Origin of the sequence: Longicatena caecimuris (assembly GCF_018406465.1) — a bacterium.
GTDB classification, from domain to species: Bacteria; Bacillota_I; Bacilli_A; order Erysipelotrichales; family Erysipelotrichaceae; genus Longicatena; species Longicatena caecimuris.
In genome coordinates, this window is sequence record NZ_AP024510.1 from 1,345,844 (window position 1) to 1,358,340 (window position 12,497).

Genomic DNA, 12,497 nt, shown 5'->3' on the forward strand with positions numbered 1-12,497 from the left:
ATGAAAATTATCGTTCTTGTAAAACAGGTACCGGATTCAACTGAAATCCGTGTCGATAAGGTAACAGGTACTCTGATTCGTGCTGGTGTACCAAGTATCATCAACCCAGATGATTTAGCTGGTGTTGAAGAAGCATTGAAAATTAAAGAGGCAACAGGTGCTCATGTAACGGTTATCTCTATGGGGCCTCCTCAGGCAAGCGGCATGCTGAAAGAACTGTATGGCCGTGGTGTTGATGAATGTATTTTGATTACTGACCGTGCTTTTGCCGGTGCGGATACATGTGCTACTTCTAGTACATTGGCTGCTGCCATTGAAAAAGTTGGTTATGACTTGATCATCGGCGGACGTCAGGCAATTGATGGTGATACTGCACAGGTTGGTCCTCAGACAGCAGAACGTCTGGATATTCCTCAGGTTACTTACGTGGATAAGATCATGGAAGTAAATGATAAGAGTGTTACAGTTCGTAAGTCATTAGAAGATACTGAAGAAATTATTGAAGCTAAGCTTCCATGTCTGTTAACAACATTAAGTGGAATGAACACTCCTCGTTACATGAACTGTAATGATATCGTTGATTCCTTCAGCAAAGAAGTGAAGATCATGACCTTTGCTGATTTGGATATCCCTGCTGAAAAAGTAGGTTTGGCAGGTTCTCCTACTAAGGTTCACCATACATTTACAAAAGATGTTACGGCTGAAACGGAAACTTACGATATGCCAGCAGCTGATGCAGCAAAACTGATTGCTAAAACACTGAAAGAAAAGCAGATCATTACGAAATAGGAGGAGAAAACAATGGCTAAATTTGAAGGATACAAAGATATTTACGTATTCGTTGAACAGAGAAATGGTGAAATTGCCAACGTCGGATACGAATTAATTTCTGAAGCTAGAAAATTGGTAGCATCAATTCCTCAGATGGGATTCCAGGTTGTTGGTGTTCTGTTAGGACACAACGTAACGGATAAAGCAAACGATGTTATCGCACACGGTGCTGATAAAGTAATCGTTGCAGATCATGAATTACTGGAAGGCTACTCTACACAATTCTATGCTGATACATTAACACAGATTATCGAAACATATAAACCAGACAGTTTCTTAACTGGTGCTACGGTATTAGGCCGTGACTTAGCTCCAAGAGTTGCTGCTCGTTTGAATGCAGGTTTGACTGCAGATGCTACAAAGATTGAAATCGATCAGGAAAAAGTTGCGGATGGTGAAGCATTATTATTAGTTACACGTCCTACTTTCGGTGGTAACCTGTTTGGTACAATCGTTTGTCCAGACACTCGTCCACAGATGGCAACGATTCGTCCAAACGTATTCAGCATGGATCCAGTGGATACTGCAAGAACAGGTGAAGTTGTAGCATTTACACCTGATTTCAAAGATACAGACGCAAAAGTTGTTGTTAAAGAAGTAATCGCTAAGGTTGTGGAAGGTATCGATATTACAAAATGCGATATCTTAGTAGGTGCCGGTCGTGGTGCTGAAGATTGCTTAGACATGGTAGAAGCAGTTGCAGAAGAATTAGGCGGTGCAATGTGTGCTAGCCGTGCCGTTGTTGATGATGGTTTTGCATCAAAAGACATTCAGGTAGGCCAGACGGGTAAGACCGTACGTCCTTCTCTGTACATCGCATGTGGTATTTCCGGTGCTTGTCAGCATGTTGCCGGTATGGAAAAATCAGATATGATCATCGCTATCAACCGTGATCCACAGGCTGAAATCTTCTCTATTGCAAACATGGGCTTCATCGGTGATGTAAAAGAAATCTTACCTCTTCTGAAAGAAGAAATCATCGCTGCGAAAAAAGCATAATTAAAATCATACGCAGAAGGTGGATAGGAAAATATTTCTATCCCCTCTGTTATATGAGATAAAAAAGGTAAAAAGGAGATAATGAACATGAAAAAAGTTGGTGTAATCGGCGCTGGAACAATGGGCCAGGGCATTGCAAACGCATTTGCTACAAATGGTTATGATGTAACTGTATGTGACATTAAGCTTGAATGGGCACAGGGCGGAATCGACAAGATCGGTAAAAAGTTAGACAAATTGGTAACCAGAGAAAAAATGACAGCTGATAAAGCTGCTGAAATCAAAGGTAACCTGAAGGCTGGCGAATACAAAGATTTGGCTGATTGCGACTTAGTAGTAGAAGCTGTTCTGGAAATCATGGAAACAAAGAAAGAACTGTTCTCTACATTGGATGAAATCTGTAAAGAATCTTGTATCTTTGGTACAAACACATCTTCTTTATCAGTAACAGAAATTGCAAAAGGTATCAAACACCCAGTAATCGGTATGCATTTCTTCAACCCAGCAGATCGTATGAAACTGGTTGAAGTTATCTCTGGTATCAATACTCCAGTAGAAACAAAAGAGGCTATCATCGAAATTTCTAAATCTTTAGGAAAGACTCCTGTTGAAGTTGCAGAAGGTCCTGGATTCGTTGTTAACCGTATCTTGATTCCTATGATCAATGAAGCAGCTACGATCCTGCAGGAAGGCATTGCTTCTGTAGAAGATATCGATACTGCTATGAAACTGGGAGCTAATCATCCTATGGGACCTTTAGCTTTAGGTGACTTGATCGGTTTGGATATCGTAGTAGCTATCATGGACGTATTGTTCAATGAAACTCACGATTCTAAATATCGTTGCTGTACACTGTTGAGAAAAATGGTACGTGGAGGCAAATTGGGTCAGAAGACTGGTGTAGGATTCTACGACTATACAAAATAAGTTCGAAACGTATGATAAAGCGAGTGAATCTATAATTTCTATATCCATTGAAATTGTGGATTCACTTTTTTAAGAAAGCGAGGATATAAACATGGAAACTATTTTAGTAAACTATGAAGGACATGTGGCTACCATTACCATTAATCGTCCAAAAGCATTGAATGCATTAAGTACACAGGTATTAACAGAATTGAATGAAGCTTTAAATGAAGTTGAAGCTAACAAAGATGTTTATGCGTTGATCATCACAGGTGCTGGTGAAAAATCTTTCGTTGCAGGTGCTGATATCGCGGAAATGAAAGAAAAGAACGTTGAAGAAGCTGCTGCTTACGGTAAATTCGGTAATGAAGTATTCCGTCGCATCGAAGCTTTCCGTTGTCCTGTTATTGCGGCAGTGAATGGCTTTGCTCTTGGTGGTGGCTGTGAATTGGCTATGAGCTGTGACATTCGTTTAGCAAGCGAAAATGCTGTTTTCGGTCAGCCAGAAGTTGGTTTGGGTATTACTCCAGGCTTTGGTGGTACACAGCGTTTAGCACGTATCGTTGGTGTTGGCATTGCCAAAGAAATGATTTATACAGCAAGAAATATCAAAGCACCTCGTGCTGCTGAAATCGGTTTGGTAAACAAAATCGTTCCTGCTGAAGAATTGATGGCTACAGCAATGAAGATGGCGAAAGGTATTGCCGCAAATGCACCAATCGCTGTTGCAAATTCTAAGAAAGCTATCAATAATGGTTTACAGACGGATATCGATGGTGGTATCGCTATTGAAGTGGAAGAATTCTCTAACTGCTTCGCTACTGAAGATCAGACATATGGTATGACTTGTTTCTTGGAAAAAGTAAAAGAAAAAACATTCTCTAACAAATAATAATGCATCTTCAAAAAGCGTATCTCTTGGTATACGCTTTTCCTTGTGGTAAAGTAAAACCATGAGAGATACAAAGGAGGTTATGAAGTTGAGTAAAGTTATTAGTCTTGAACAGGCAGTTTCCATGATTCCAGATGGTGCCAATATCGGTATCGGTGGTTTTATCGGCTGCGGTCATCCTCAGGAATTTTCTGTAGGAATTGAAGAAGCTTTTCTAAAAAGTGGTCATCCACGTGATCTTACCATCATGTTCTCCGCCGGTATCGGTGATGGAACAGATAAGCTTGGCTTGAATAAGTTGGGACATGAAGGTTTGTTAAAACGTATCATTGGTGGTCATTGGGGATTGATTCCTAAGCTGCAGAAATTGGTATTTGAAAATAAGGTAGAAGGGTATAACTTACCTTTAGGTACGATTTCTTTGATGTTCCGTGATATTGCCGGACATCGTCCTGGTACCTTCACAAAGATTGGTTTAAAGACATTCGTTGATCCTCGTATCGAAGGGGCTAAGATGAATGAGCGCTCAAAAGATGACTTAGTAGAATTGGTAAATCTGCATGGAGAAGAATGGCTGCTTTATAAGTCTTTCCCATTGAATGTTGCCTTGATTCGTGCGACATATTGTGATGAAGATGGAAATGCAACGATGGAGAAAGAAGCGGCAACCTTGGATTCCCTTTCAATTGCACAGGCTGCGAAAAATTCCGGTGGTATTGTTTTACTACAGGTAGAAAAAGTTGTGCAAAATGGAACCTTAGATCCACGTAAGGTAAAGATTCCTGGTATTTATGTTGATGGCATCGTAGTTTCTCGTCCTGAGAATCATATGCAGACGTATGCAGAACAATATAATCCTGCATTAAGCGGTGAAATTAAAGTGCCGGTGGATTCTATTCCTCCTATGGCTTTAAATGAACGTAAAGTCATCTGCCGTCGTGCAGCGATGGAGTTAGATCCTGAATGTGTTATTAATTTAGGTATTGGTATGCCGGAAGGAATCGCCAATGTCGCAAATGAAGAAGGATTACCAGGATTGAAACTAACAGTAGAAGCCGGTGGTATTGGCGGTGTACCAAATGCTGGTACGGCGTTTGGTACTTGTACGAATCCAGATGCAATCATCGATCAGCCATATCAGTTTGACTTCTATGATGGCGGTGGCTTAGGACAGGCATTCTTAGGTCTTGCGGAATGTGATAAAGATGGCAATATCAACGTATCTCGCTTTGGACCAAAGATTGCCGGATGCGGTGGTTTCATCAATATTACGCAGACATCTCCGGTAGTTGTATACTGTGGTACTTTTACAGCCGGTGGATTAAAGGTAGCTGTGGAAAATGGTGAATTAAAGATTCTGCAGGAAGGACGCATTAAGAAATTTAAAGAAAATGTGGAACAGATTACTTTCTCTGCAGAATATGCAAAAGATACCGGACAAAAGGTTGTGTACATTACAGAACGTGCTGTCTTTGAATTGCTAGACGGTGTTTTAACCTTAACGGAAATCGCTCCTGGAGTTGATTTAGAAAAAGATGTATTGGCGCATATGGAATTCAAACCTACGATTGCCAAAGATCTGAAACTTATGGATGCACGTCTATTCAAAGATGAAATCATGGGTCTGAAAAAAGATTAAAGAAATTCAGAAAGGTGCTCTTGTTGCACCTTTTTCCATTTTTCTACCGATTTTTCCATATTACTATTCATAATTTATTATTTTGTTATACTGAATATGCAATATAAAGCATATCACATGAAAGAATCATGTTGATATAGAGAATCTTATCATGCGGTGAGTGTAGACCATTGGTCATAGAGATTGATCGTAAGATGAGATTCAGGCTGATTACAGGGCTATCAAATGCATTCATGTTGGTGGTTATCGTTGGTAAGTAGCAGGTGAAGTTGTATGGTAGTAGTATATAATGCGCGAAATACCTGTAAATCAGCACAAGAGAAATGCAGTGATGAAAAGAAAACATCAGCTGCATTTCTTTTTTATGTAATTTGTATTATAATGATTCCATGATGAGGAGTGAAATATATGTATAGTTTTTGTAATGATTATAGCGAAGGCGCAATCCCTATGATTATGGAGCGTCTGCAGGAATTTAATAAGAAACAAAATCCAGGTTATGGAATGGATGAAATTTGTGATAAAGCAAGAGAAAAAATTCAAGAAGTACTGCAATGTCCTACGTGTGACATCCATTTTTTAGTTGGAGGAACACAAGCAAATTTAACTGTTATTGCCAGTGCATTACGTCCTTATGAAGCAGTTATGGCAGCCGATAGTGGTCATATCAATGTGCATGAAACAGGGGCTATTGAAGCAAGCGGACATAAGGTAGTCATTGTTGACAGTGCGGATGGCAAAGTCAGTGTGGAAGGAATTTATGAGGAAGTCAGACGCCATTGTGATGAGCATATGGTCAAGCCCAAAATGGTTTATATTTCAGATGCAACGGAGCTAGGCAGTGTGTATCGAAAAGCAGAACTACAGGCTTTGCGCAAGACATGTGATGCGTTGGGATTATATCTGTTTATGGATGGTGCTCGTTTAGGGTGTGCTCTGACAGCAAGTGATAACGATGTAAGCTTTGCTGATTTATGCAAATATATTGATGTCTTTTCCATTGGTGGTACTAAAAATGGTGCGCTATTCGGAGAAGCTGTCGTTATTGTGAATGAACAGTTGAAAAAAGATTTTCGCTATATGATAAAACAGCGTGGCGGTATGCTTGCGAAAGGTTGGTTATTGGGGCTACAGTTTTTATCCTTATTTGAAGACGATCAGTATAGAAAGATTGCGGCTCATGCGAATGCGATGGCACAAAAATTACAAACAGCATTTGTTGATTGTGGGTATTCATTATTTGCCAAATCATCCACGAATCAGATATTTGTCATTTTACCGAACGAGGTTATCAAAAAATTAGAAAAAGAATATGCGTTTCAGTTTTGGGAAAAGGTAGATGCTACACATACAGCAATGCGTTTTGTCACGAGTTGGGCGACACCTGAAGCAGTAATCGATGAATTTATCACATATCTAAAGCAAATTTAAGAAACAAAATCTGAGATGTTAGGGCGCCTTAGCAAGCAATATAATATGAGGTGCTCTTTTTATTGCTGACAGTACCTAACAAATGACAGAACTATGTCATTTCGTATGTGCATACTGTTTGCTGAGGTATATCAAGGACATCTTGCTCTTGGCTTTTTGATTCGCTTTAACAGTGCAATATTCACGTGATTAGGGCTTAAGGAAGATGCCGTTATTGTTTTAGAATGCTTCTTGGAATCCAGCCCATTATTCCATGACTTTTAACTAACGCATAATGCTCATACAAAGAAATAATTTTAACTGTTTCACCATGGCGTACGGGCAGTAAATAATTGGTATAATTTTCAGCACTAAAGTTGCCGTTTTCTTCATATAAAAAGGCTTTTGGTATCCACAATCGACGTCCTGTGGCTATTTGTTGACAATATGCTTGGTTTTTCTCTTCTTTCAAAACATGTACGGCACGTTCATGCCAGGTAATATAAATACTGTCTTTTTGCTTCGGTGTATAATTGGACAAAATTATTCCTTCTGGTAAATCATCACAATGGGCAAAGCTAAATTGTCCATGATGCAGAATGAGCGCATTTAATTGCCCTGCGCGTTTTACTGCATTGCCTCCATCTATAGCAATGATATGTTTTCTTTGATCAATTTGAGGATTAAAATCACAAATGGTAGAGCAATATTCACTTACCGGTATATGTCCGACGATGACGTATTTATGAAATGCTATGTTTTTTAAGAAAAAACGATCATGCCTCATTATGTCACGCATCTCATTTCCATAGGTTTGCTCATTTAGAATAGCTGCATGGGCAAAGATATAGTCTTGTGTTTCAATAACATGAGGTAAATCGGCGATGAAGGTTAATTCTTTACGAAAAGTGGACTTTAGTTTTCGTGCCAATCGTACCATATCTGTATCTTTTGTGATTTTTTCGTGCATACAAGCAGCCATTTCATGTATAAGACTGTTTTGGCGTTGGCATAAAACTTCATGTAAAAAATCCAATCGATATTCATATAAGATATTTTTACAAACAAAATCACAATTGCCAAGCATTAAGTGAACATGTGAATCTTGTGATAATTTCATTAAATAGGATAAAGTTTCCATGTTTTGTTGCCCTTTTTCTAATAAATCACCAACTAAAAATAATTCATCAAGAGTACTATCAAATTGTATTTGCTTAAGCAATTTTTGAAAGATATGTAAATTAGCATGTATATCACTGATTGCGATAATACGTCTGTTTGATGGGATGGATATGGATTTGGCACAGATGGAACGATCAATCATAAACAGTCTCCTTTTTGTTACTCATTATAGAAAAGATCTTTACCTTTTGCAAGCAAGCGCTTGCCAAGCAGCATGAAAAGTTGTACTCTTAAATTCAGAAGGAGTTTGGGAACCTGTTAGCAGTATTATGCACCATTCTGTGTTTTTTATAAGAATTCTGTAAAACGTTTGACACATAATGAACATTTTCTAGTGACTATGATTAGTTTTACATGGATTGGTAATTTAGAAACAGATACAACATTTGATTATCGTAAATTTCCAAACATAGAATGAATTTTCTTTGCAAGCAATGATGTGAAGATGTTACAACAAGCACCTTATGGTTGCGAAGGGTAAATGTCTTACTAAGATAAAGATTTGACAGATTTAATAACAAAAAGCAATGATGAAGATGGTATTGCAATTGCTTTACACCATTTTGGCTAGATAGGATGAAATTATGGAAAAGATAAGCGGAGCTTTATTGCGATATTATCGCATGCAGCAAAATCTATCACAGGAAGGCTTGTGCACAGGCATCTGTGTAGTGAGCTATTTATCAAAGATTGAACAAGGGAAAGTAGATGCCAGTGAAGATATTTTGCAGGCGCTTTTTGCACGTTTACAAATCCACTATCATGGTGATGCGCGATTTCTATCAGAAATGAAACAGTTGTTTGCCTCCTTTTGGGAAGCTTTGGATTTTAATGAACCCCTTGAAGAGCATGCGCTAAAAATAAGGGCTCATGAAAAGGAACTTCTTTATAGCCCACTTGTCATAGAATATCGTTTGTTTCAAATTTATGATAAGATCATGAGGATAGAAGAAACAGAAAGTAGCGAGGTTTTACTGCATTCTTTACAAGAAATAAAAGTATATGAAAATTATATGGATGAGCTGCAGTTATATCGCTATCACCTATTATATGATCATTATCCAGATGCGCAGATACGGTTGCATCATGTTCGTCTTGCAGGGTACTATCGAAAAACGGCCGAACAGGAAATAGCATTGGGGATGGCATATATAAATATGGGAGATTACATTGAAGCATGTGAGTATTTGCAAAAAGCCTATGCGATGGCGAGTGAAGATGGAGATGCCAAACGGATGATCACCGCAGCCATCTTAATCGGTAATTGTTATTCCTGTCAGAATGTGGAAGGTCTGATGTTAAAATATTATCAAAAGGCAGAACATCTGGCTCGCCAGTTGAAAGATACGAATACGTTAAAAGAACTTGCTTATAATATTGGTTCCACATATCTGGAATGGAAACAGTACGATTTGGCAAAAGAAAAATTATTGTTTTCAAAAGATTTAGAAGAAGATCGCTTAGGAAAGGTATTGATTGCTCATAAATTGGCATTGTTATATATTGAGATAGATGAGGCACAAGAAGGGAAACACTATATAGAAATGATGGAAGAAGCACTTGATGAAAAGATGCCGCTTATCTACCATAAGATGTTAATTTTTATTAAACTACGTTATCGAGAAAATTATTTAGATGATCCTAACTACTATCAGGTGCTCATGGATATTTATGAACAAGATACACATACCTATTTTGGGTATCGTTTATTTCATTCTCGATACTTGCTTGAAGTATATACGCATCAGCGACGCTATAAAGAGGCATATCTTCTTCTACAGGAAATACAAAATCACAATTTTCCTAAAAAACATGGAATTTGACGCTTAAAGTCTTTGATATAATGCAAATTTTCACAAAACAAGGGGATAGAAAATCTTCTTGTTTTTTAATATACTTAATGCAAGGGAGGTGTAACATGAAAAAAACATTATGGAGCCGTGATTTTACAATTATAACCATAGGAACCTTAATCAGTGCCATTGGTGGTACTGCTATGAGTTTTGCTTTTTCACTGGTTGTATTTGATAATACGGATAGTACGATGCTGACAGGTATATTTACCGGTTTATCTATGATACCGGCAATCTTAATACCTATCATTGCAGCACCTTTTGTTGATACATGTGAACGGAAAAAGGTAATTGTTCGATTAGATGCTTTCAATGGCATTTGCTATCTGTTATTTGCCTGGTATCTGTCAAATTATGACTTTTCTTACACGATCTATTTGTTATATGCATTATTGACAACATCTACTGGAAGTATTTATCAGTTGGCATATGCATCGCTATATCCTGATTTGATACCAAAGGGATTTATGCAGAAAGGTTACTCTATTTCCAGTATGATATATCCTAGTGTCACCGCATTGATCACACCGATTGCCAGTATGATTTATGTGCATTATGGGGTAGCGATGATTTGCTTAGGAGAGGGTATCTTGTTGTTAATGGCAAGTTATGCAGAGCATCATATTGCTTTTCAAGAGAAAGAATTGAAGAAAATGAGCTTTTCTTTTTCAGGCTATCGAGAAGAGATGATGGAAGGATTTCATTATTTAAAGAAAGAAAAGGGGATACGCAGTATCTATGCGTATATGTCTGTTACAAATGCGAATGCCGAGGCAGTGAACATGATGTCTATGGCATTGTTCCAATCTTCTTCTGTGCTGACAACAACAATGTATGCATTCTTAACTACAGCAGAAACGGCCGGTCGTATGTTGGGAAGTATCTTTCATTATTTTGTTCGTATTCCTGATCATGTGCGTTATAAAATAGCCGTCAGCGTTTATGCAAGCTATGAGGCCATGGATATGATCTTATTGTTTATTGCATATCCCTTAATGATCCTTAATCGCTTTATCTGTGGCTTTCTGGGTGTGAATAGTATGAATATTCGAGAAGCTAGCACCCAAAATTATATCCCATCGCATATGCGTGCAAGAGTAAATGGCTTATTTAATGTATTGGTTTCCCTTCTTTGCATGTGTTCACGTTTTCTTGCCGGTGCGATGGGGGAATTCATAGAGTACCCATATGTAGCTGCTTGCTTTTCCATGATTGGCTTATTAGCTGTTGGGCTGGTAATCGTACGTAATAAGAAACATGTACAGCCAATTTATAATCAACATTTATAATTAATAGAAAGAAGGTATGTTGGATGTTAGATGAGAAAGGTTTTGACACATGGTCTAAGAGCTATGATGCCTCCGTAAAGCAAAGCGATGAAAATCACCAGTATCCCTTTGCCGGTTATGAAAAGGTGCTGGATGCAATCAAGCAAGAAGTGTTAAGAAAACCAAAACCGACTATTTTGGATATTGGATTTGGTACGGCAGTTTTGACAAAACAATTGTACGATCATGGCTGCCTTGTGTATGGCGTGGATTTTTCAAAGCGCATGCTTGCGTTTGCACAGGAAAAAATGCCTGAGGCAAAATTGTTACAAGCGGATTTTACAGAAGGCTTGCCTGCTATGCTTAAAGAGCAAAAATATGACATTATTATATCGACCTATGCGATACATCATTTAGAGGATGCCAAGAAAGTGAATTTCCTAAACGATTTAATGCAATTATTAAAGCCTGAAGGTAAGATCTTACTTGGTGATGTGATGTTTGCACATGAAGATCAGTTATTAGATTGTAAACGGCATGCGAAAGATGCTTGGGATGAGGATGAATGCTATCTTGTTGTAGATAAGCTGCCTGCGTTTCCTAAAACAAATATGAATTTTTATCCGATTTCATTTTGTGCAGGTATATTAGAAATATCGAAAACCAAATAAAAAAGTAATTGTTCCTATAAGAAGGGGAGCAATTACTTTTACTTTAAGGGAATAAAAAATTGATAAAAACCGGTAATTCTTTTTCCCAGCTAGCTTCATTATGTTTGCCTTTGACGACTAAATTGGGAAAAACTTCTACATTTTGTGCAAGCAGTTGCCGAATGATTTCTAAATTGGCAGCTGACAGTTTCGCTAGTTGCATTTTAGAGCGAACTTCTTCACTGCCCCAGGAAAGATATACATGGGTATCAGCATGCAAATGATCTTTCAGCTCTTGTCGAATGTCTGCCATGACACCATATAAAAAGCAAGATAAGCAAGCTGCTTTTGAAAAAATATCATTGTGATGCAGGATAGTATATAGAGCCATCAAGCCTCCCATGGAACTTCCGCCGATTGCCGTATAACGACGACCTGTTTTAGTTCGATATCTTAGATCAATCCAAGGCTTTAAATCCGACACGACCCATTCCATAAGGGCTTTGCCACGGCCATGGATATGACCGACATAGCGATCATCAAAATCATAAGGAGAAAATTCCTCTAAACGCTGATTACCTTCATGATTGCATTCAATTCCTACAACGATCACCGGTATTTCATGCGTATCAAAATAGGTTTCCATGCCCCAGCTTTTGCCAAATGTGGCATCTTCATCATGAAACAAGTTATGACCATCATACATATAGAAAACGGGATATTTTTGTTTGTTGTTCTCATATCCTACAGGCAGATAAACATGAAGGGTGCGCATTGTCTGAAAGCAGGGAATATAAATATCTTCCTTTCTAACCATCCCAAATCACCTCACGAGTGTTATTATATCATATCCGTCAAGTAAATAAG

General features: G+C 38.2%; 11 protein-coding genes. 9 read left to right on the top strand and 2 right to left on the bottom strand.

Annotated elements, in window-relative coordinates:
• The 6 genes from KJS44_RS06250 to KJS44_RS06275 all read left to right on the top strand — a co-directional run bounded on the left by KJS44_RS06250 (position 1) and on the right by KJS44_RS06275 (position 6,698).
• Positions 1 to 789 carry an electron transfer flavoprotein subunit beta/FixA family protein gene (locus KJS44_RS06250; protein ID WP_008688790.1) on the top strand — a complete coding sequence of 263 codons (789 nt, stop codon included), beginning with the start codon at positions 1 to 3 and terminating at the stop codon, positions 787 to 789.
• A gap of 12 nt (positions 790 to 801) precedes the next feature.
• Entirely contained in the window at positions 802 to 1,830 is a 1,029-nt protein-coding gene (locus tag KJS44_RS06255; RefSeq protein WP_008688789.1) for an electron transfer flavoprotein subunit alpha/FixB family protein, read from the top strand.
• Positions 1,831 to 1,917: 87 nt separating this feature from the next.
• Entirely contained in the window at positions 1,918 to 2,757 is an 840-nt protein-coding gene (locus KJS44_RS06260) for a 3-hydroxyacyl-CoA dehydrogenase family protein (RefSeq protein WP_008688788.1), read from the top strand.
• 91 nt (positions 2,758 to 2,848) lie between these two features.
• Positions 2,849 to 3,628, top strand: a complete 780-nt coding sequence (locus tag KJS44_RS06265) for an enoyl-CoA hydratase-related protein (protein WP_008688787.1) — start codon at positions 2,849 to 2,851, stop codon at positions 3,626 to 3,628.
• 82 nt (positions 3,629 to 3,710) lie between these two features.
• On the top strand, positions 3,711 to 5,267 hold the full coding sequence (locus KJS44_RS06270; protein ID WP_008688786.1) for an acyl CoA:acetate/3-ketoacid CoA transferase: 1,557 nt from the start codon (positions 3,711 to 3,713) through the stop codon (positions 5,265 to 5,267).
• A gap of 408 nt (positions 5,268 to 5,675) precedes the next feature.
• On the top strand, positions 5,676 to 6,698 hold the full coding sequence (locus KJS44_RS06275) for a threonine aldolase family protein (RefSeq protein ID WP_008688784.1): 1,023 nt from the start codon (positions 5,676 to 5,678) through the stop codon (positions 6,696 to 6,698).
• Positions 6,699 to 6,909: 211 nt separating this feature from the next.
• On the opposite strand, the gene KJS44_RS06280 is transcribed toward KJS44_RS06275, so the two are convergent.
• Positions 6,910 to 8,001, bottom strand: coding sequence for a metallophosphoesterase (locus tag KJS44_RS06280; protein WP_008688782.1), 1,092 nt, complete (start codon positions 7,999 to 8,001; stop codon positions 6,910 to 6,912).
• A gap of 442 nt (positions 8,002 to 8,443) precedes the next feature.
• On the opposite strand from KJS44_RS06280, the gene KJS44_RS06285 reads away from it, so the two are divergent.
• From KJS44_RS06285 to KJS44_RS06295, 3 genes are all read left to right on the top strand, one after another.
• Complete coding sequence (locus KJS44_RS06285) at positions 8,444 to 9,682, top strand: helix-turn-helix domain-containing protein (RefSeq protein ID WP_008688781.1); 1,239 nt, start codon at positions 8,444 to 8,446, stop codon at positions 9,680 to 9,682.
• Between the two features lie 95 nt (positions 9,683 to 9,777).
• A complete protein-coding gene (locus KJS44_RS06290; protein WP_008688780.1) occupies positions 9,778 to 11,001 on the top strand; it encodes an MFS transporter in 1,224 nt (407 codons plus the stop codon).
• A 23-nt stretch (positions 11,002 to 11,024) separates the two neighbouring features.
• On the top strand, positions 11,025 to 11,651 hold the full coding sequence (locus tag KJS44_RS06295) for a class I SAM-dependent methyltransferase (protein ID WP_008688779.1): 627 nt from the start codon (positions 11,025 to 11,027) through the stop codon (positions 11,649 to 11,651).
• A gap of 43 nt (positions 11,652 to 11,694) precedes the next feature.
• Here KJS44_RS06295 and KJS44_RS06300 read toward each other — a convergent pair whose 3' ends face one another.
• On the bottom strand, positions 11,695 to 12,447 hold the full coding sequence (locus KJS44_RS06300) for an alpha/beta hydrolase (protein ID WP_008688778.1): 753 nt from the start codon (positions 12,445 to 12,447) through the stop codon (positions 11,695 to 11,697).
• Positions 12,448 to 12,497: the final 50 nt, after the last annotated feature.